A 21,673-nucleotide genomic window follows, 5' to 3' on the forward strand; every position below is an offset into this window, starting at 1 on the left:
GTTCAGGTTTATATTTTAATTCAATAGTTTTTAGCATTTCTATGTTCTACTCTTAACTTACATACAACCTTTGGGATATGATTTTTTGCGTGTTTTATGTAATTAATTTAGTGAATAATTACTGACCAAGAAAGTCCGCGAGAACTTTCATAAGTAGGCGAGAAGCAGCAATAAATTATATACGGCATTCGTCACAGGTATTTGTTCCGTCAAATTTTCACTTTGTTATTTTAATTTCAGGATTTACTTTTAGCAAGTCCGAAATCAATTCGTTATTACTTTCAGGTGCAATATAAATTTCGTCATATTTATTAAATTTTATGATAAGGCCATTTCTCGCTAATGCAGGTTTTATTCCGCTCCACATCGTTTTTCCTTTCCGTATTTCTTTTATCATAGGAATTTTCACTTTTCCTCTTAAAAATCCAGAACGATAAATCAATTCGTTGTTTTCAATTTTATAAAACGTGTCAAAATAAATCCAAAATATTAAAACTAATGGACTCAATAAAGGTAAAAGAATGAAAGGTTTTTCTGTTAAAGTATTCTTGTCAATAAAAAACATAATTACTGGTAATAACACAAAACCAATTAATAAATAATTGATTAGTCCTTTTCTATTTGCTTTATATATTTTCATGCGATTTTCGGTTTTTCTTAAATTACGGGTACTGGTTTGGCTATACTTAGTTGCAATAATTTAGCACTTAATTTTCTCATTAAAAAACCAACTTGGAAAAATTGGATATTTTCCAAATTAGCAAAGACCTAAGCAAATAAGAATAGCCATCGTTATGGGTAGGGTTTTAGTTCAACATTTTGTTTAAAATAGCATTTACGTGAATTTCAGTTGTATTGAATACTTTTAAGTTATTAAAATCCTCTTGCTTTAATATCAGAGGTAATTCCGTTCCGCCCAATACAATTCCCTCGATATTTTCATTAACTTCTAATTCATTAATTATTCGAATAAGTTCCTTTTTTGTTTCAGGAATTATTTCATTGAAAACTAATTCATCCATATATTTTTCGTGAATATAATTCTGATTTTCATCATTTGGGATTACTATTTTAATTCCATTATTTTCTCCAACTTTTTGATAGAAGCCTTTGCTCATTGTTGATTTTGTCCCTAGTAAACCGACTTTCTTAATTCCAGATTTAGAAATCGCCTTACAGGTTTCTTCGACTATACTTATCATTTTCACATTTACTGATTCTGCTAGTTTGTCAAAAACTAAATGAGGTGTATTTGAGGCTAATACTACATAATCGACATTTGATTTCTCTAATATTTGGATTTTTATTTTTAGAAATTCTACTAATTTGTCTAATTGGTTATTGAAAACATATCCAAGCATTTCCGTCATATCTATACTATGAAGTAGTATTTCAGGATATTGTTTTGTATCCAATTTTGCTCGAAATAGCTTGATGAGTAATCTGTAATATTCTATTGTTGATTCCGGGCCAATTCCTCCAATTATTCCGATTTTATTCATCTGTTGTTTTTTCTTTGTCAATGATGTGTTGCGCATGATTTGTTGCGTGTTTAAACAACTAAATTAGTAAAAAGGTAACAAACCAGAAGAAAATCCGCAGAATTTTCCATGTAGGCTTTAACAAGCAATTAATTATACACGTCTTAAGTTTGTCTTTGAATACATTGGATATATAATAATAAAGAATAAAAGAGCAGATTAAGGTTAAAATACACGGTGAAGCATTGACTCGGACAACATTGATAATCCCCTATTTTTTCATTTATAAATCACGTTCAGCTCTGTGAGACCTAGATCTTGTTTTAAGTTGTTTTGATTCTAATAGGTTATTCTTTCATAAATCAGTTCTTATAAATAAATATAAGGAAATTTTTTTGAGTTGACATTAGCAACGATGTGTTCGATGTTTATGGAAGTAAAAGCGGTCATAATCAATGTAAAAATAATGCATCTGGTTTTAAGTTTTTTCTAAAAAGTCTTCCTATCGGATCATTAGTAATAATGGAGGCAATATGCTATTATCATTATCGGTTGGCTCAGTTTTTATTTAAACAAAGTGTTTTAGTTTCAGTAGTGAATCCTTTATCGGTAAAGCGTTTCATTCATTTGAAGTTAGCGAAAGTAAAAACCGATAAAAGTGATGCAAAGGCTATTTGTGGATATGGTCAAATTAATGAAGTTCCTTTGTATACTACTTTAACAGATGTTCAAAGTGAATGTTTGCAACTCTTTCGTTTGATGGATGGTTGTCTAAAAAAACGAACAGCTATAAAGAATAAAATTCATGGAGAAGCTGTTTTAGGTATCCCCTCTAAATATGTTCATCGTTCATTAATACGTATAAGCAAGTATTTAAATAAAGAGATTTCAGGAATCGAGGTAAAGCGATTATCATTGGTCAAGCAAGCGCAGCAAGTACAATTAGCATTGTTGACTAGTATTCCAGGAATAGGTCTTAAAACGGTCTTATTTATGATTGTAATAACAGATGGTTTTGAGAAGTTCGAAAACTCAAACCAACTATGTAGTTATGTTGGTATAACACCTACAATACGAGAATTTGGAAGCAGTGTAAGAGGGCGTAGTAGAATAAGTAAAGTTGGTAATAGAAAATTACGAAACCTTTTATTTCTCTGTTCTTTTACAGCTTGTAAACACAACAAAGGTTGCAGAAACGTTAATGAACGAATTGTAAACAAAGGTAAGAGTAAGAAATTGGCATTGATAGCAGTTTCAAATAAGTTAATAAAGCAAAGTTTTGCAATTGCAAAATCAGGTTTGCCTTACAATGAAAAACACGTTTCAGTTTTGTTAAAATAAGTAGCATTTATATTAAAAACAAAAGCTCAAAAAACTAAATAGTAGCATTTTGAGCATAGAATAATAGTGTAAAAATTTAATAAAGAAAAGGTTTGTTTTTTACCTCAGTTCTTTTTTAGAAGCCGTTATTGCGTTTTTTGAGATTCTTCATTAGCCTTAAATTCAGCGAGTCCTTGTATAGTTGCTTTAATACATTCACAAGGTGTTGGTCCTCCTTCCCAAGCATCTTCACAAGGTTTCTCAATTAATTCTGGACGGTTCTGTTTTATCCAGTCCTTTGCTTTATAGTATACGACAGGATCATTTGAGGATGTTTTAACAGATCGGATTTTTTTATCTTTTATGATTATATGAAAAGTATCCGTAACATTTAGATCTAATTCAAGCGCACTCATTAGATCATCCTTTACAGTAACAGGGCATATGACTAAAGAATCATTTTTTATTTCACAGTCAGCACGATTTAAAACTTCATAATTTCCACATTCTGCCCACTTCTGATAATACAAAATAGAAGGATGTGATTTCTCAGCATATGATAGAGATAATTTCAAAGAATCTTCATTAAATGAATAGAATGCATCAATAAACTGATTTGCAATAACAATATTATCGTTTTGGTAAACATCAATTTTAGAGTTCGTTTGATTTTTACATCCAAGAAATATTAGAATAGATAAGTAAAATATTTTCTTCATAATTTTAATGTTTTTGGTTTGGCTTTAATTGCTTTTAACGTTTTTGTGTATGATTTGTTGCTTGTTTAAGCAGGGAAGTTAGTAAATAAAAAGCGAATCAAGAAAGTCCGTTTGGAATTTCGTAAGTACCCTAAAACCAGCAATTAATTTTGTAGGGTGTTGGCAAACGTTATTTTTTCAGTTTCTCTTGCATCTTCTATCATTTCTTTCGGATAATTGTATAATTCCAATATCTTAATTGCGTTTCTAGTTTTTAATTTCCCTTCTTTTAGTTTGTGTTCAAAAGTAAGCTCGTTGTTTTCTATTTCTTCACTAAAATGAAATAACTCAAAATTCTCTATGCTTAAAATATCGGTCAATTCAATGTCGTGAGTCGAAACTAAAACAACATTATTTCCTTTATTAAGATATGATAATATCGCTTTTCCTCCCGAAATTCTTTCTATTGTATTTGTTCCTTTGAAAATTTCATCTAATACGAAAAGACAAGGATTTTGACTGTTAGAAGCATCTATTAATTTTTTAATAGTTAAAACTTCCTCAAGATAGTAACTCGTGTTTTCTAATATGTCATCAGTAATTCTTATTGAAGAATACAATTTGAAAAATGGTGCAACATATTCTTTTGCAAAACAAATATTAATTGTTTGTGCTAAAACACTATTTATTGATATACTTCTAATAAATGTTGTCTTTCCAGACATATTTGAACCAGTTAATAATAAACTTTTATTTAATAAATCTAAATCGTTCACAATACAGTTTTTAATCAATGGATGATAAATATCTTTAACTACTAATTCTTTTTCTTCTACAAATGTTGGTTCACACAATTCATATTCACTCGCTTTTAATGAAGCTGAAGATATGGCAGAATCAATTTCGCCAATAAAATGAAACAGATTCTTTAGGTCTTCTTTCCTTTTTGTAATTGAATCAATAAAACTGTAGAAAATAATATACTCAAAATTGAAAAGAACTTTTATTAATTCCGAAATTATCCAAAAAGCGATTGCAAATTCATTGTCAACTTTCTTTTCAAAACTTATAAAGGTCGTTTTTAAACTGATTTTTTCAATTTCTTTTATAAAAGAAGCATTGTTAAAGTGATTTTTAATTTTCGGATAACTGATAAGGTTTTTTGAAACAATAAGTGCTTTAGAAAGCTGAGTTACACCATTAATATAATTTGAAACTTCCCATTTGTTCTTATAGTGAAACAACATATTTGTTGTAAAAACTGGAATGAGGAAAATGAAAAATATAGGAAATAAAAAACCCAAAAAAATGAAAGTTATTGATAAAATAGATAACGTATAAATTAGCCATATTATTTTTGGTTTTGCAATTGGTTGTGATGTAATTAAACTTTCAAATGAGTAAGAATCATTAGAGTTCAAACTAGTCAAATTTAATTGGGCTTTTAATCTTAAATCTTCATTTTCCTCGAATAGAAGCGTAAGATTACTAAAAGTCTGCAATTTATCTTTGTTTTGAATTGTCCTTACTTTGTAGTAGAGATACTGTTGTCCAATTTTTGAGGAAGTTCTGTCAATTATTTTAAAAGTTTCATTTATGTCTAAATCAGTTGCGCATCTATCCGATATTAAATGAAAGGCATCTTTTTTTTGGTTGTTACTATTAAAATATTTTTCTATGGATACAAAATGAAATTCATCTTGGCTTTTTTGTTTACTCCAATTATTTAGTAAATTATTTTTAGTTTTTTTTATATTTTTTTTCTTTCGGTAGTTGCTTAAAAGAAAGCGTAAAATTAAAATGATAATAACTCCTAAAATCCAATTCATATTCTGTTAGACGAGTTTTTTTAATGTTTGCCAACGTGTGTGTAAAAGATTAAGTGCTAAGGTATAGCGTTAAAGTTAATATATAATTACCGCATAGAAAGTCCGCGAGGACTCTCGAAAGTAGGTTAAAATAAAGCAATTAATTTTGTACAGTGTGGGCAGTAGTTATTATTATTATTATTTTAAAAGTTCGTATTTGTATAATCCGAATTCAGTTCTATTGGCAAAAATATTTAATTCATTTCCGTTTATTGAGTAACCATATTCGCCACTTAATATTAAATTCCAGTCAAAATGAGCTAACCAAATATTATTATCAGAAAAAGTGATTTTAGAATTTCTCATTTCATAAGGACCACTTCCACCAGCTGGATAAAAATCATTATTATTTCCGTTCCCGCTACTTTTATAATTTTTTCCCTCATTGAAACTTAAAGTTACGGCGTTTGAGAAAGTATCTCCGTTTAAATATACAACCGTAAAAGTTCCGCTGTAGTCTCCATTTAAACTTTCAAGATCATTTTTATCGTCATCATTGTTGCAGGAAGTAAAAGTCAAAGATAATATTACTATTAAAAATAATTTATAAATTAAATTCCCCATAATTCTAATTTATTTATAGATGCTGTTTTGCTAAAAAGGTTGCGTAGTATCTTGTTCAGTTTTTAGTGAGTTTAATTACTACCAACATGTTTGTGTATGATTAGTTGTGTATTTTAGGAGACTAATTTACTAATTAAAACATGTACCAAGAAAGTCCGTTTTGACTTTTGTCCATCGGGTAAAACCAGCAATTAATTAGACACGTTATTAGAGCCAATATTTTTTAATCAACAGGATATATTATAAAGCTATTATGCACTTCTTTTGTTGGTTTGTCTCCCAATTTTGTTAGAGCGTTTGAAAGCTCTTTTAAATCAAGTGAACTCAATGGAAGCCGATGTTCCTTCGGTTGATAAATAGTTCCCATTGGATAATCAACTCCAGATGTCTGAGTCATCTCAATATGATTTCCAAGTATTGTTGAAACCTCATAATCGTCAGTGAATTTCACAAGTCGCTCAATACTCATTTTAAAGGCATTCCAATCTTTCACATACAATCTCCCTGGGTAAAAGGTGTCTCCACTCAATAGAATTTTAGTTGAGGAGTCATAAACAGCAATTGAAGAAGCCTGATGTCCAGGTATTGGTATTATTTTTATTAATCGATTGCCTAAATCAAAATTCACAATTTCTTCAGGCCAATTTGATATATTATAAAAGTTCTTTAAGTTTTCAATTTCCAAACCAATAATTGTTGTATTTGGTTTTCCCTTAAACTGACCATCTGCCGCATAGTGGTCACCATGCTTATGAGTGTGAGCCACAATTAATTCTAACGCTCCATTTTTTTCTGACCAATCGTTTATTATTTTATTTACTATTTTATAAAGAGGGAAGATGTCATCTTCTTCCGTAGCTCCAGTATCCATTAATAAAGCTTTATCCTCACCAATAAACAGAAACATAAAAGGTGCTTCGTAATTTGTGCATTTGTTTTGACGTAAAACCCAAGTATTACTATTGTACTTAACGACTTGAATTGGTGGCTCAATATTTTCTTCACAGTTTTCAGAACCGTGAATCCAATTTTGAACATTTAAATCAACGGTTTCTTCAATCGAAGGTTTGCATGACCAAATGACAATGAGTGTTGTTAGTATTATTGTAACTTTTATTTTCATATGTTGGTTTATATTGGCTTTAACGTGTTTGTATAAGATTAGCTGCGTGTTTTACGCAACTAATTTAGTAAATAAAACACGAACCAAGAAAGTCCGGGAGGACTTTCGTAAGTAGGCTAGAAACAAGCAATAAATTATATACGGTGTTGGCAGTAGTTTTTATTTAGAATATTTTTCGACTTTCAAATGTATTCCAAGTCCGATATTATATTTTAATTTTTATCATTCCATTTAAGATTAACATTATCTCTCGAAATATAAGGACCGCTGAAAACAGTTGAAGAAAAATCAATAACTTTATCTTCTTTTTTTATGGTTTCATGATTTCTAAAATCAACCCATTCTATTGAAGCTAAAAAGTCATTTTCAAAAATTAAATGCTGATTTGATAAATCAAACTTAGCCATTCCTTTTTTTGTTATTTCAATAATATTATCAGTTCTGTTTGTTTTTACTAAATCTATATTACCATTTGTAATATTGTGAAAATTGATTCTAAAAGTTGCAGAATTATATCCAAAGTCTGTAATGTTAAATTGAATATTCTTTTAATTCATAAACCTTATTTTTTTTGATTTCAATTATTTTACTAATTTCCGATCCTAAATTTTTTGAAGTAAAGAACAGGACTACATTTCCACTTTTTGTTTTAGTTCCAGCAACTTTTTCTTTAGATTTTTTTTTATTAGAGATAACTATTTCTCTCAAACTCTCAACTTTAGATTGTAGTTGAATTTCGTTTATTTTTAAAGGAATTATTATTGTCTTTTTTTCAAAATTCAAAGATGAAAAGATTAAAGAATCATTTTCTCTTATTTTTAAATTCTTAAAGGAAAAATGGCCTTTCAGATTGCTAACAGTTCCAATAGATTTTCCTTTTACTGATATATTTACGTGTGGAATTACTTTTCCGAATTCATCTATACATTTTCCTTTTAATTGAGAACAAGAAGTTAAACTTAAAAATAAACAAACAAAAAATAGTGATTTAGGATTTAGATTCATTTTTTTCTAGGCTGTTACGTATACAAATAAATTTTATTTTTGTTGAAGTTTTTAATGCCCGGTTTTTAATTACCGCTAACGATGTTGTGTATAATTATCGGCGTGTTTTAAAAAGTTTAATTTAGTTAATAAAACATGAACCAAGAAAGTCCGCGAGGATTTTTAGAAGTAGGCGAGAACAAGCAATTACTTATAGCCATTCTTACCTGGTGGCTTTTTTTATATTTGATTCAATAATTTCAATCATTTTTTCACCTCTTAAATCTCGGGCGATAATGATTCCGTTTATCAATTAGGAAATTATCTGGTATTCCATTAATTCCATAAATTAGATAGTGATCAGCCTTTCTACCATTATTTTGCCAGAGATTGACCCAGTTCAATTCATTTTTTTCTATTGATTTTAACCACATCTTTTTAGTTTGGTCTTCTGAAATACTAACAATTTCAAATTCATCTTCATTAAACATAGAGTAAGCCTTTCTTAATGCTGGATATTCTTTAATGCAAGGACCACACCAAGATGCCCAAAAATCTAATAAGATGAGTTTCCCTTCGAAGTCTGATAGTTTAATCATTTCTCCGTTTTCGTTTGGCATTGAAAAATCAACATAACTTTTCCCAATTTGCGAATTTTTATTTAGTTCTAAATAACGATTTTTAGATTTACTAAATGACGATTTTTTTAAATCATTGCTAAAATTGTTATACAATTCGGAAACTGTTTTGTTGGGCAAGGATGTATAACAAAAGTCAAGAGTTTTAGCGCTCACATATGATTTTGGATTATTTTTAATAAACTCTGTTTCAATTTTTAGTTTATTCTGCTGGACTTTTTTTAGCTCTAAATTTGCGCTTAACTTTAAACTGCCGTTAAGTTTATCGTTAGTCACTATTTCTGCAAGACTATCTCTTCGTTTTCTATACTCTTAAATTAGTTCCCAAAGTTTTTCACTTTCTTTTTGTGAATTAGCCCCTTCAATTATGGCGTCCTTAAATTCTCCATCTTTTGCTTTAAATTTTATTTCTTTTGATTCTAGTCAAATACGAGAGTAATTTTGTGAATTTTTAACCAATAAGGTGTATCGTTTTGGATGCTCTGTGACCCCATTTATTTAAAATTTGTTGTCTACTATTTTAGTCGAATCGACAGATTTATGATCCAACATTAAATAAATTCAACTGTCGTTCTCAATTCCTTCTAATTCTCCGTTAAGGACAAATTCATTTTCTCCAAGCTTGTTTGTATTTTCTTTGCATCCAAAGATTGTCATCAAGAATAGAATAGCAATTAAGACTGTTGTTTTTTTCATCGGTATGTTTTTTTTAGCTTGCAGATAACGTTGTTGTATATGTTGATTGCGTTTTTCAAGCAACTAATTTAGTAGATAATTATAGAAAAAGAAAGTTTGTTTGGACTTTCCTAAATAAGCGATTTGATAGCAATTAATTTTATCCGGTGTTAGAGTCCGTTTTTTTAGAATTCAAATGATTCTTTCAAATTTATTTTTATAATTTTAAGAGTTTGATTAAATTCTTGTTTTTTTATTAAATTTAGATTTTAATTTGAAGTGTATGGAAAAAAAGCTCCTTTAAAAAAATAGTAACTTATTTCTATTAAAAAAAGCACAACAATTATTGTTAAAACCACTTTACTATGCTTTTTCATTTTATATTTTTTTTCGATTTGTTTCAATTGAGTAAATTCAATCAGCGTTATATTCAATAATAATTTTCAAATTCTTTTGAACGAGAGATTCTACAAGAATGCTTTCCGCTTATAGTTCGGTTTTTGCTATGAAATTCAGTAAGTTCGTGAGGACTAAATTATTTTTCCTTTTTTTAGTTGTCCAGCGTTTATCATTACAAAAACTCCATAACCAGTTAAAATCATACCAATGGTTGTTAAAGAGATATAAAGTATTGCGGAACTTTTTATTGCTAATAAGGTCGTTCCAATTATTGTAAATAGTACTCCAATACTTGAAATCAAACTTCCTTTGTGCTCCTTTTTTTTATCCATAATATACTATTTTTTTTCTGTTTTGAGTACGTTCCGCCAATGAATGCCAACGCTTAGTATATGAGAAGTAGCCGATTATGAAGCACGAAATTTCCGGTTAAGCACAAAGTTTTACACGCACCAAAAGCCTTGAAGTTCGCACTATTTTGCCTATTTCTTATAAACATTGTTGGCAGTAGTTTTTATTCATTCTTTATTTGTTGTTGCATTTTTTCAATGCTTTCTAAAGTTGGTTTTACATCTTTATTTAAAGCTCTTTTATTTATCCAATAAGTAAACGCATAAAATAAAGCAAGACCTATTAAGGTTACTATTTTAAAATTGGAAGTAAGTGGTAATAAGCTTTTAGCAACACTATTTGTCCAATTGTAATCGATTGGATTTTCTAACCCTAGAATAAATACAAAATTCATTATAAACGGTGGAATAGCATACCAATACAAAGCAAAATCTAATAAATTAGATTGTTGTAACATCATTGTTTTATGATTATTAAGCTGTTCAGCTATTGTTAGCGAGAAATCAGTTTTAGTATTTTGTATTTTTGATTTTCTAAATTTTACAATAACAAATACAAACCAAGCAATTGCCAAACCACAAGCTACTTTAGTAACGGGAAATGGGATTTCGAATAATAAATATCCAAAAATGAGTATTCCAATTGTTGAGGCAGAAATTTCTCTGATATCTCTACTTCTTATTTTTTTCTGAAAACTCTTTATTTTAATACTCAATTCCTCAGTCAACTGTTTTGTTTCAATTGATATTTGACCAGATTGAGAAGAATTATTCCAAATATCTTTTAATTCTTGTTCTAACATTTTAGTTGATTTTTGGAGTGATACATTCAAATAATTTTTTTCTAATCCGCTTCATTTTAACTGCTATATGGTTTTCTGTTAACCCAGTGATTACTTCAATTTCTTTATAAGACAAATCATCTAAATAAAGTACAATAAGAGATGTGTCAGTTCCATTTAAAGTTGAAATACACTCTTTTAAATACTTGAGCTTTTCTTGTACAGAAGTGTCAATTTCTTTTTCTATTGGTGTAAAATAGATAGATTCAAACCTATATGTCTTGCTATAATTTTTATCAAGTTTCATTTTTGAACGTAAGCAAACATTAAGAGAGATTTTATACACCCAAGTATCTATAGAAGAATTACTTTTAAAGGAGTCAAGAGATTTCCAAATTTGATAAACTACTTCTTGAAAGAGGTCTTGAGGTTCTATTGGAGGAATAGCATAAATATTACAAATTCTGTATATTTTGTGCTTATTCCCTTCAAGAATTTCTTCAAAATATTTATCCTTTTTCCTTTTTTGCATTCTGTTTTTTTAAATTGTTTTTAGATGAGCTTATAAGTAAAAACTCAATAAAAAATCCACAGATAAGTATAAGACTAATTTTTTTATATGACTCCCCAAGAATTTGGTAGCAAACGATTAATGTTATAGCCCAAACAATGCTACTTATGATTTGAATTCGTGTTAAAATTTGAATTAATTTCTTTATGTTTTCCATCTTCTTAAAATTTAAATTATTGTTTTTTTTAGTGTCTCTATTTTGTTAGTGACAAGTTTTAAGAAAATATGACAGGAAAACTGATATTTTATTTTAGAGTGCTATTAAATTACTGCCAACGCGTTTCTATATGGTTTGTTGCGTATTTTAACACACTAATTTACTAAATAAAACACGAACCAAGAAAGTTTGTTTGGACTTTCCTAAATAAGCGATTTGATAGCAATTATTTTATCCGATGTTAGAGTCTGTTATTTTTAGAATTCAAATGATTCCTTCAAATTTATTTTTATAATTTTAAGAATTTGATTAAATTCTTGTTTTTTTATTAAATTTAGATGTTAATTCAAAGTGTATGGAAAAAAAGCTCCTTTAAAAAAATAGTAACTTATTTCTATTAAAAAAAGCACAACAATTATTATTAAAACTACTTTGCTATGCTTTTTCATTTTATATTTTTTTTCGATTTGTTTCACTTGAGTAAATTCAGCCAGCGTTATATCCAACAATATTTTTCAAATCCTTTTGAATGAGAAATTCTGCAAGAATGATTTCCGCTTTCAGTTCGGTTTTTGCTATGAAATTTAGTAAGATCGTGGGGACTAAATTATTTTTCCTTTTTTTAGTTGTCCAGCGTTTATAATCATAAAACTCCATAACCAGTTAAAACCATACCAATTGTTGCAAAAGATATATAAAGTATTGCTGAACTTTTTATCGCTTATAATGTCATTACAATTATTGTAAATAGTCTCCAATACTTGAAATCAAACTTCCTTTGTCCTCCTTTTTTTTATCCATAATCTACTATTTTTTTCTGTATTGAGTACGTTCCGCCAATGAATGCCAACGGTTTAGAATAACCAAAGTTGTGGTTTGGTTATTGGATTTTTCGTTTGTAAAATTTATATTTTTTAGAGTTTAGAATTATTTTGTATTTTTCTATTTAGCAATTTTGGTTATGCGCTGTTGGCATTTTGTTTATAATAATTTATGTATTTGTTTAGGAGAAAAAAGTTTCTACCATTTTTTTCAGAAGCCATTCAGCCTTATGAGGTGCTAAAACTTGATTTATATTAAGAATAAAACTAGAATCAGTTTCCAAATTATAAAATACCATACCTCCATACGCACTATTATGTCCAATAAGTTTATGCTTTCCTATTTTCTTTTGTTGAAGACCCATTCCATAAGCAATTTTACCTTTTTTCGCAGGAACATCAATATTGTCATCTTCAAAATTCATCATTAACTGAAGCGTTTCAACTTTCTGAAATAATTGGCCTCTTAAAAGTGATCTTATAAAAATATTCAAGTCACTTGCTGATGACATTAAACCACCACCTCCCCAATCAAATGATGTGTTTACCTTTTTTAATGAATATGTTCCATGATATGGAAATGCAATTGGTGTAGAACTTTTTTTATTTTGATAAAATTCTAAATAAGTATCATTAAGCGAGAGTGTATTTAATAGTCTTTCTTCTAGTACTTCATAGTATGATTTGTGCGTTAACTCTTCAATTAGAATAGTTAATAATAAATAATTTGTATCAGAATAATAAAAGCTTTCACTTGGCTTAGATACTCCTTTTTTATTTAAATTATATTCAAAATATTTTTCTAAAATATTTTTCCAATTCCAATCTTGATTTGGATATTTTTTGATATTTGCAAAGAATCTTTCATCATCAGCAAAGTAATCTCTAAGACCACTTTTATGTTGTAATAAGTTTTGGATTGTTATGTGACTAGAGTAATTAATTTCATCAAAAAACAATATTTCTGACAAGATTTTTTTGGTTTCATTATTTTCAAAACAATCGAGAAAAGGGTCTTCTAATTTTAGCAATCCTTCCTCCATCAATTGTAAAATAATAGTTGACGTAAAAGTTTTCGTAATGCTCCCTGTTCTAAAACGATAATTACTAGCTATTTTTTTATCAGAGGCATCTATTTGTCCAACAGCAATTTTATAATTGATATTCTTTTTTTTATTATTTATATTCAGGAGGCAATTATAAATAGGAGCAGCACCATTAGGGTTGATAAGTAATTTAGCGAAATCTTCATATTGTTTCATAAAGCTACTATTAAATGTAATCAAAAGCTGAAGCAAATATTGGTTTCAATTTTAAATTCTCAATTTTAGTTTCATCTATGTTTTTATAAGCTGCCATAATTTCAACATCCGAATCTTTTATAAAAGAATGAATCATACCTAATTTACCTTTTGTTAGAATTTTTTCACGAATTGGGCAGGTATTTCCTAACCAAAACATAGAAGATTTTAATTTTTCTTTAGCCAGTAATCCTTCAAATAAATTATATAATTGTTGTTCATATCCAGGTTTAAAATAGAGACCCTCAAATGCTAAAAATTCGAACCGTTTTGGATTAAATAATTTATTAAGCACAGGTATTAAAGGAACCACATTCATTACTATCTTTCCTGTAAAACCTTTCATATTGTTAATCACCCAATGCGCACGATGATATTGACATCCAGCTATAATTTCTCCTTTTTCTCGAATAACAAAATAATTATTTTTAATAAATAAAGAATCAAATTGGGTTAAAGTATAGTTATTATAGGTTATATAAAGTAAGTTTAAAATTTCTTCTTTATCTTCTTTTGAAGTTATTTGTGTAATTTTTTTATTTCTCTTCGGAAAAAAACGACTAAAACCTAAAGTTTTTACCGTTCCGATAGGATTATAACCAGCACTTTCTACAACGCTATAAGAACTTTTGTTAGCTCTCTCTATACAAGCAAAATAAATGGTTTTTTCTTTTTCCTTTTCACGGATTAATTCCATCACTTTTATGGAGAATTTTTTCATAACTCCTTTGCCACGTATTTCTTTTGATGAAGCAAAATATCTGATATAATTACAATTAAATTGCTCACTACTAGTAGTTACAGTTGTCATACAGAAAACAGCAGTTGCTCTTATTTTTTCACCTTCATAAATAGCAAGAAGCACTGGTTTTTTTATCAATTTAATATGTTCTTCTGTATTTTTGTGTTCATAGATAGCACCTTCATTTCCCCAAGCAATACTATCTAAAAAATGTAAAGCTTCTTTTGGAATACCTTGATGCCTTTGAATGGAATATTTTCCATCAGTGAATAGAATCTCTTTTTTCATAATGGCCTATACTTGCGTTTTTATAATACCGTTTTCTACTAGTTGTTTACAGCTTAACTTTATTTTATCTTCCAATAAAGCAATTACTTCATCAGTATGGGCTGCTGATAAAAAACAGTTTTTACCTTCCCAAATGTAAACGCCATTTAAAAGAAGTTGATTATAAAGTTCTGTATACTTACCAGGTGTTATGAATCTGAATAAAGATCCGAAGTGAACAATTGATAACTTCGGAAAGTTTTCTGCAAAAAATGCATTCATTTTCTTGCAGAAATTGGAAGTTTTTATGTTTATCTCTTTTAGTAATTCGCCGTTAGTAGCATCGAGTATTTCTAATGTTTTTAACGAAGTCGCCATTGCTAAAGGATGATGACAAAATGTACCTGCAACAAAAGTTGATTTCGCTTCTGGAACGGACTGATCTCCATATTGCCAAAAGCCACCATCAATGGCATCTAAAAATTTTGATTTACCCGCAACTATACCAATTGGTAATCCACCGCCAATTACTTTTCCGTAAGTAACAATATCAGCTTGTATGTTAAATTGTTTTTGGCAACCACCAATATCAATTCTAAAACCAGTGATTACTTCATCAAAAATAAGTGCAATATCATTTTGCTCGGTAATACTTCGTATTTCCTTTAAAAAGGCAATTGGTTGAAAACTGGGGTTTCTGCTCTGAACTGGTTCAACAAGAACAGCTGCAATGTTATTCTTATTTATTTTAATAAAATCTAAAGATTCTTCTGAACCATAATCAAAGAAATAAGATTCATTTAAAATAGATTGTGTAATTCCGGGAATAGATTCTCTGGCAATATTTGTTTGCTGATCTCTTCGAAGTGTAAGTAATGGATCAAATGTACCATGATAGGCTCCTTTGAAAAAAACAACATATTTCTTTTTTGTAACTGCTTTTGCAATTCTTAAAGATACCATAATTGCTTCTGTTCCAGAATTAAAAAAGGCAACTCTTTCTGTATTTGTAGCCAATGTAATTTTTTCTGCTAGTATACCTGCTAATGGAGATATTGGGCCAACAGACCAACTCTTAGTTAATTGGTTTTCAATTTCTTTGCGAATAGGTAAATAATTATGACCAAAAAGAATAGAGCCAAAACCCATTGTTAAATCTATATATTTATTATCGTCAATATCCCAAATAAAAGCACCATCAGATTTATCCGAAACTAAAGTGTAAATAAGTTCTTTTTTCTTGATATTAAAACCTGCTGCGTTTCTATTTAAAGCAAAATGTTTTCTGTAATTCTGTGTATGTTTTTTTGTTAGTGAATTTTTTTGAGATAATTTATGAATCATAAAACGTTTTGATGTTTTGTAATAATACAATTTAAATTGATAAACACAATCATTACTATGTTTTAAATCACTTATAAAGGAAATGAATGCCAACGTGTTTATAGGCTTACCTTTTATCCGCATTACAGTCCATATTGGAGGGATATGCGGAAGTTTAGTGTTTATAGTACGCCCTGGTCTTTGCATAAAAATAAGGGAATAAAACAAAGTATCGAATGGATTTTTAGTTTTTTTTAAATCCTTTGTTGGGATGTGTACACAAACCACACTCTTTTTAGCTGTCTTGTCATTAGAGTTCTTGTATGATCAGATATGTACTCTTTCTTTTGATATGTAAGTGGAAAAATTGCGTTTCAAGGAATGCAAATCGGGGTATGCGTGTGGCCGGCTTTGAACATGTAATTTTGGATTTCCTGTTATGTTTTTAAATTTCGACAAACAAGTGGGCGCTAATAAGAAGGAATGTCATACTTTCAAGATATTTTGTTTTTATATTCGGCAAACTTAAAACGATTTAATGTCCTCACTAAAAATTTAACTTTTGTTATTTGCGTTTACTACAGGCCTCAGAGAAATAGAAGACGTACTTCTTTTCTAAACACACAAAAAAGATATATTTAGAATTTAGAGCGGTAGAAAAAGGACTAAAGTCTTTTTTTGTGCTTTTAAATAAAAATAGGTTTCTTAAGAGAACTAATTGTCTTTTAGAGAATTATATAAGTATTCTTTACAATTATGTAACATTTTTAACCTTTATAAATTTAGATTTGCTAACTTGCAGTTTCCCCTTCACTTAATATACGAAATTATGTATTTAAAGAAATTAGTGCCTTTTGTAACCATATGTTTAGTAGGGGTTTTATTGAGTTGTCAATCAGAGAGTGATGTTTTATATCCAGAAAATGAGATTTTAGCACCAACGTTAGCAGCAAAAAATTTAGTTAAAGTTAAAAGAGTTCGGCAAGCGTTAGATTTAGGGCTTGCGGGTGAATTTGCCATTTTATCGCAATCGGGTGTTACAGATGTATACCCTTCTATCATTACTGGAGACGTTGGATCAAGTCCAATTACCGGTGCAGCGATCCTGGTGACATGTGCAGAGGTTGAAGGTACAATATACTCCGTCAATGCTGCAGGTCCATTGCCTTGTGTGGTTAATAGCGCTACGAGGTTGACCACAGCGGTTGGGGATATGGGAACGGCCTACACGGATGCTGCCGGACGCAGTAATCCAGATTATTTAGAATTGGGCGCAGGAAATATAGGAGGCTTTACACTTGAGCCAGGCCTATACAAATGGACAAGTCCCTTAATTATACCAGCAGATATAACCATTTCGGGAGGACCTGAGGATGTTTGGATCTTTCAAATTTCACAGACTCTTATTATGAGTTCAGCAGTACGTATTACTTTAAGCGGCGGTGCACAAGCAAAGAATATTTTCTGGCAAGTTGCAGGAGCGGTAACGCTGGGTACAACCAGCCATTTTGAAGGAATAATTTTAGGTAAGACGGGCATAAATATGTTGACGGGTGCTACTTCGAATGGTAGAATGCTAGCCCAAACAGCCGTAGTCTTGCAAATGGCCACCATCACACAGCCATAAAAAAAATCCTAATACAAAGAATTAAACCCAAAGACACAGTGAATAGAAAGTCCTTTCAGAAATGGGGGACTTTTATTTTATGTTAAATAAATATGCATTGTACGATGTTAAATAGTCATTATTTCTATTCAAATAAAATATTTACGTATTATTGAGGAATTATTAATGGTTTAAAATAGCAGTAAATCATATAACATTGCACGCAACTAAGCGTGATTTTTAAAAGCGTTTAAATGTGGTGCATGCACTCAGTGCAATTGCTAAAACTTTCCAAGAAATAATTTGATGCTGGTTTTATTTTGAAAATTACGAATTAATAAGCTGCATTAGTATGCCTTTACTTAAACACAATATATTTTATAATAAACGGTAGGGTACCGGTCGAAAAAGCATATAGAATGAAGTATTTTTAAGATAATGTCTTGAAATGAAGCCCTCTTAAAGTTGGCTATGTCTGGAAAAACTCTTATATTCAATCAAACAAAAAAAAGTGATGAAAAAAAAGAACAGACAAAAAGAATTTATTTTCGCCATAGCAGCAATAATTGTAACAATCGTCTTTTTACTGACGTTATTTTATGTAAAGTCTTCAAATGCAGAGAGCGATGAAGCGCTGTTACCGCAGCAGCAAACTACAGTATTCTACGCAGCTATTTTCTAACAAACAAGTATCTTTTTTTTTGAGCATCGGTTTTAGAGAATTTTAGAGAATTAAAGGCGCTTTATCTAGGCTATAAACTAATTTTTGTAGCTGTATTTAAAATGGAAATTATTATTTGTGTGAATTCCAAAGGGATGAAAAACGAACCTTTTTTTTTAAAATATGGTCAACTTTTTAGTGGGCAAACTATCTGAATTTACAGAAAAATTTTAATATCCTCAATTGTTTGAATTTTTCTTTTCTACTTTCTATAAACTAGAAATAATAGACTTGAGCAAATACGGAAACAAAGAGAAAGCAAAGAATTTAAAAGAAGTCTTTCGAAAATATATTAATAGTAGAGCCAAAGTATTCTACTTCTAGTGAAAAAAAGGTAACGAGGGGGGATTTGTTCTAAAGGTATTTCTTAAAAGGTGGATACACTGTTTGTATGTAATATATAGCATGTCCGACAAGATTGGAGGCTGCATTATTTAAATAATCAGCTCTGTGCGAAACTCTAAGCATGTTTGAAATGCTTTTCTTTTAAAGAATACATATTTAAACGACATATTTCACGGTGTGTAAAATAGCTTTATTTCAATCTGCTAAAATAGAACTCTTAGAGAGCTTTTTTTTAAAGGAGTGTTTTGTTTTTTAGTTATAATCAACACTTACTTGGAAAGTACCTGAATACTGGCCACCAATTTGGTTTTCTTGAACGTTTAATGTGCCTCCTAATGTGAAGCTATCTTTTCCTTCAGAAGTTAGTGTACTTGTTTTTGAGTCCGCAACAGCTCCATTAAAACGTGCGGTCATAGCGGTGATGTTCATTGTATTTACTCCAGAATAAACAGACGTGTGAGAAACTGTTGTAATTGCAGGTAATACGAGCACATATGTTTCAAGTCCCGTGCCACTTACGCTGTAAGCTGCTACAGCAGGTGCAGGGGTTGCTGCGGAGTTTACTACGCCTCCTGTGTATCCTCGAGTAGTCGAATTAGAAGGTAAAATTACAGTGCCACCTGATGTATTGGATAAAAGACTTGAGCCAAAATTCAAAGGAGCGATTTCTGACAAAGACATAGCAACTAAAAGACTTGCATTCGCCGTGGTGGCATTTACAGTGCTACCTGATTGCGCAATTATAGGGAATGTAAACCCTACAATCATAGTAAGGGTACATAGTATGTGTTTTTTCATAAAGAAATTTTTTGCAAGGGAAAGATACATATATTTATTGAATTAGCTTTAAGTAGCATAATTAATTATGAAAAACGAAATAAGCTGATTTTAGGATGTGTTTCCTCAATGAAATCTGATTTAAAGGTTATTAAATAAACGTGTGCTATTGTTTTTTTTCGCACAACAGCGTTTTAATAGTGGTAAATTACCTAAAGAAGCATTGGTTTAATGCACTAAAACTTTCTTTCTATGTGTTTTTCCGTTTTGTGATACCGCTACAATATAGACTGTCTGTTTTTGTTGCACACTCAAACGGTGTAGCGTAGCAATGGCATTTTTTCTACTTGTAAGCAATCGTCCTAACAAATCAAATACTTGAATATCTGCTGGGCCATCAAAAAAGGATAAATCGATGTTGATTTTAGTTCCGTCATAAAATACGCGTACAGGCACGTCTAACGAGCTATCAGTAATTTCTTGGAAATGCAATACAAACCGATCTTCAGAATCTCCTTCTGAAGCTTTAAATTCATAAGTAGGGCGTATTTTTAAATCAGTGATAATTTTCATTTTTTTGTCTTCTAATAAAAGCAAATGGTCTTGTGCATGGGCATGATCAATTTGCAAGGAGTACTCTCTATTTTTTCCTACTATTCCTGGTTTAAATTGCAAAGGTATTCTTGAGTTTTCTAGAATGTCTGTTAAATATCGAACAGATAAATCTTGATCGATGTAATTGAAATATACGGAAGGAGCGTCTGTATTTGGACTGGAAAGTTTCAATGCGCCCGCTTCATTTTGAGGGAACCCAAATTGAAGTAGTACTTCATCAGAACCATATCCTTCATTGGAGGAAATTTTAATTTTTAAATGACTGGTTTTAGAACTTTTTGTGCTGTTATTTTTTTCTTTTAACCAAGTGTTTCCCATCGTTTGCACTTTAATAGCATTGGACATGGCAATACTTCCGTTATTCTGGGCTCTTATAAAGAAGCCTTGTGTTGGAGCAATATATTGATTTACGCCGTTTGTTCCGGTACCTCCATTGGAATTATAGACACCGTAGTTATTTGCGGTTGGATTCCATATCCACATATTGTAACCACCGGTGGCTAGAAGCAAGTCTGAACGTGTCCAGCCAGTGGGTGCCGACCAGTCAATAGTAGCAGCATACGGATTTCCAATGAAATTAAATCCTTTTACAGTCAAATCTGGACTCTCATTTGTAATCGGGTAACTAATATTGCCGTTATTGAGCAATCCTATAAATTCCTTTGTAGGATTTGGCGCTTGGGTGGCGTACAAATATCCTTTCCCTTTGACAAAACTTAACGTTGGATGAATAGCGGCCCACGTTGGCATTGCAGTCAAATTCAGTTGATAAGTCCAACAAGGTGTAGGTTCATTATAAATATACAAATCATAACCCGTACCATTTCCATAAGTACCTATAGGATTCCAACTACCACTAATATTTTGATTTGAAACTGGCGCCGAAAGAAATTGATAGGCCTCGGGTGCTCCACTAATATAGCGTTGCACTGTTGCTGGTACATTTTGTGTATTGTGAATCAGAGAAGCCATACCAGAACTGTTGGATATCAGGATGAGTCCATTTGTTCCTCCAAGATTCGATATAGTACCTGTTACTGTTAAACTTTTAGCCGCTTCAATTTTAAATTTTTTTGTTGCATTGATGGTGAGCATATTTGTAACCATCGTTTGAGTTGAGTTTAAGGTAACCGACGCTGTATTGTTGATGATTAAATTATAGAAAGTAGCCGTTCCCAAATCCATCTTTTGGGCAGAGGTGCCGTTCATGTAAACATTTCCGGATGCGCTAAAAAAAGTACCTGTACTTGTAAAATCACCTGTGATATTGTAAATTCCGTTACCAACAGTGTTTCCGTTATTTTGAAGCACACTAACATTTAAAGTGCCTTTGTTTAAAAGAGTGGCATCGGTATCATTCTCGAGGATATTTATTGTTACTGCAGTATCGTCTGAAATTGTAATATAAGCACCGTTATTAGAAATGTATTGCGCCTGTATTTGTATGTTTATTTCTAAATACACCAATATCGATAAAATGGCAAACCATTTTATGTTAAAAAAGTTATGTAGATTTAAATTTTTCATCCGGAATTTATAGATTCG

Annotated in this window: 21 protein-coding genes; 3 read left to right on the forward strand and 18 right to left on the reverse strand. The window is 30.2% G+C overall.

Annotated features, from left to right (window positions below):
• Positions 1 to 217 precede the first annotated feature (217 nt).
• Together PI23P_RS07985 and PI23P_RS07990 are read right to left on the reverse strand one after the other, a co-directional pair.
• Positions 218 to 640: a PH domain-containing protein gene (locus PI23P_RS07985; RefSeq protein WP_004570284.1), complete on the reverse strand. Its 423-nt coding sequence runs from the start codon at positions 638 to 640 to the stop codon at positions 218 to 220.
• Between the two features lie 166 nt (positions 641 to 806).
• Positions 807 to 1,538, reverse strand: a complete 732-nt coding sequence (locus tag PI23P_RS07990) for an aspartate/glutamate racemase family protein (RefSeq protein ID WP_004570285.1) — start codon at positions 1,536 to 1,538, stop codon at positions 807 to 809.
• A gap of 348 nt (positions 1,539 to 1,886) precedes the next feature.
• Between PI23P_RS07990 and PI23P_RS07995 the strand changes: the two genes are divergently transcribed.
• Complete coding sequence (locus tag PI23P_RS07995) at positions 1,887 to 2,822, forward strand: IS110 family RNA-guided transposase (protein WP_437438061.1); 936 nt, start codon at positions 1,887 to 1,889, stop codon at positions 2,820 to 2,822.
• A 125-nt stretch (positions 2,823 to 2,947) separates the two neighbouring features.
• On the opposite strand, the gene PI23P_RS08000 is transcribed toward PI23P_RS07995, so the two are convergent.
• From PI23P_RS08000 to PI23P_RS08070, 14 genes are all read right to left on the reverse strand, one after another.
• Entirely contained in the window at positions 2,948 to 3,520 is a 573-nt protein-coding gene (locus PI23P_RS08000) for a hypothetical protein (RefSeq protein WP_004570287.1), read from the reverse strand.
• A 143-nt stretch (positions 3,521 to 3,663) separates the two neighbouring features.
• On the reverse strand, positions 3,664 to 5,328 hold the full coding sequence (locus PI23P_RS08005) for a MutS-related protein (RefSeq protein ID WP_004570288.1): 1,665 nt from the start codon (positions 5,326 to 5,328) through the stop codon (positions 3,664 to 3,666).
• A gap of 177 nt (positions 5,329 to 5,505) precedes the next feature.
• Positions 5,506 to 5,931 carry a hypothetical protein gene (locus tag PI23P_RS08010; protein ID WP_004570289.1) on the reverse strand — a complete coding sequence of 142 codons (426 nt, stop codon included), beginning with the start codon at positions 5,929 to 5,931 and terminating at the stop codon, positions 5,506 to 5,508.
• 223 nt (positions 5,932 to 6,154) lie between these two features.
• A complete protein-coding gene (locus PI23P_RS08015) occupies positions 6,155 to 7,054 on the reverse strand; it encodes an MBL fold metallo-hydrolase (RefSeq protein ID WP_004570290.1) in 900 nt (299 codons plus the stop codon).
• Between the two features lie 212 nt (positions 7,055 to 7,266).
• Positions 7,267 to 7,461, reverse strand: a complete 195-nt coding sequence (locus PI23P_RS08020) for a hypothetical protein (RefSeq protein ID WP_004570291.1) — start codon at positions 7,459 to 7,461, stop codon at positions 7,267 to 7,269.
• A gap of 124 nt (positions 7,462 to 7,585) precedes the next feature.
• A complete protein-coding gene (locus PI23P_RS08025; protein ID WP_004570292.1) occupies positions 7,586 to 8,059 on the reverse strand; it encodes a carboxypeptidase-like regulatory domain-containing protein in 474 nt (157 codons plus the stop codon).
• A 251-nt stretch (positions 8,060 to 8,310) separates the two neighbouring features.
• A complete protein-coding gene (locus PI23P_RS08030) occupies positions 8,311 to 8,952 on the reverse strand; it encodes a peroxiredoxin family protein (RefSeq protein WP_004570293.1) in 642 nt (213 codons plus the stop codon).
• A 285-nt stretch (positions 8,953 to 9,237) separates the two neighbouring features.
• The gene (locus PI23P_RS12845; protein WP_302846526.1) at positions 9,238 to 9,372 is read right to left on the reverse strand and encodes a hypothetical protein; all 135 of its coding nucleotides are present in this window, start codon (positions 9,370 to 9,372) and stop codon (positions 9,238 to 9,240) included.
• Between the two features lie 509 nt (positions 9,373 to 9,881).
• A complete protein-coding gene (locus PI23P_RS08040) occupies positions 9,882 to 10,082 on the reverse strand; it encodes a hypothetical protein (RefSeq protein ID WP_004570296.1) in 201 nt (66 codons plus the stop codon).
• A 182-nt stretch (positions 10,083 to 10,264) separates the two neighbouring features.
• Positions 10,265 to 10,903 carry a hypothetical protein gene (locus PI23P_RS08045; protein ID WP_004570297.1) on the reverse strand — a complete coding sequence of 213 codons (639 nt, stop codon included), beginning with the start codon at positions 10,901 to 10,903 and terminating at the stop codon, positions 10,265 to 10,267.
• A gap of 1 nt (position 10,904) precedes the next feature.
• Positions 10,905 to 11,414: a sigma-70 family RNA polymerase sigma factor gene (locus PI23P_RS08050; protein WP_004570298.1), complete on the reverse strand. Its 510-nt coding sequence runs from the start codon at positions 11,412 to 11,414 to the stop codon at positions 10,905 to 10,907.
• A 1,199-nt stretch (positions 11,415 to 12,613) separates the two neighbouring features.
• Positions 12,614 to 13,693: a serine hydrolase domain-containing protein gene (locus PI23P_RS08060; protein WP_004570302.1), complete on the reverse strand. Its 1,080-nt coding sequence runs from the start codon at positions 13,691 to 13,693 to the stop codon at positions 12,614 to 12,616.
• Between the two features lie 10 nt (positions 13,694 to 13,703).
• Positions 13,704 to 14,762 carry a GNAT family N-acetyltransferase gene (locus PI23P_RS08065; protein WP_004570303.1) on the reverse strand — a complete coding sequence of 353 codons (1,059 nt, stop codon included), beginning with the start codon at positions 14,760 to 14,762 and terminating at the stop codon, positions 13,704 to 13,706.
• A gap of 6 nt (positions 14,763 to 14,768) precedes the next feature.
• Positions 14,769 to 16,085, reverse strand: a complete 1,317-nt coding sequence (locus tag PI23P_RS08070) for an aminotransferase class III-fold pyridoxal phosphate-dependent enzyme (protein WP_004570304.1) — start codon at positions 16,083 to 16,085, stop codon at positions 14,769 to 14,771.
• A gap of 808 nt (positions 16,086 to 16,893) precedes the next feature.
• Between PI23P_RS08070 and PI23P_RS08075 the strand changes: the two genes are divergently transcribed.
• Both PI23P_RS08075 and PI23P_RS12690 read left to right on the forward strand, forming a co-directional pair.
• A complete protein-coding gene (locus tag PI23P_RS08075; protein ID WP_004570305.1) occupies positions 16,894 to 17,691 on the forward strand; it encodes an ice-binding protein in 798 nt (265 codons plus the stop codon).
• A gap of 493 nt (positions 17,692 to 18,184) precedes the next feature.
• Positions 18,185 to 18,352 (forward strand): hypothetical protein, encoded by a 168-nt coding sequence (locus PI23P_RS12690; RefSeq protein ID WP_004570306.1) that lies wholly within the window; start codon positions 18,185 to 18,187, stop codon positions 18,350 to 18,352.
• A 636-nt stretch (positions 18,353 to 18,988) separates the two neighbouring features.
• On the opposite strand, the gene PI23P_RS08080 is transcribed toward PI23P_RS12690, so the two are convergent.
• The gene (locus PI23P_RS08080; RefSeq protein WP_238300003.1) at positions 18,989 to 19,534 is read right to left on the reverse strand and encodes a DUF4402 domain-containing protein; all 546 of its coding nucleotides are present in this window, start codon (positions 19,532 to 19,534) and stop codon (positions 18,989 to 18,991) included.
• 207 nt (positions 19,535 to 19,741) lie between these two features.
• On the reverse strand, positions 19,742 to 21,655 hold the full coding sequence (locus tag PI23P_RS08085) for a DUF8693 domain-containing protein (RefSeq protein WP_004570309.1): 1,914 nt from the start codon (positions 21,653 to 21,655) through the stop codon (positions 19,742 to 19,744).
• Positions 21,656 to 21,673: the final 18 nt, after the last annotated feature.

This window comes from Polaribacter irgensii 23-P (assembly GCF_000153225.1).
Lineage (GTDB): Bacteria > Bacteroidota > Bacteroidia > Flavobacteriales > Flavobacteriaceae > Polaribacter > Polaribacter irgensii.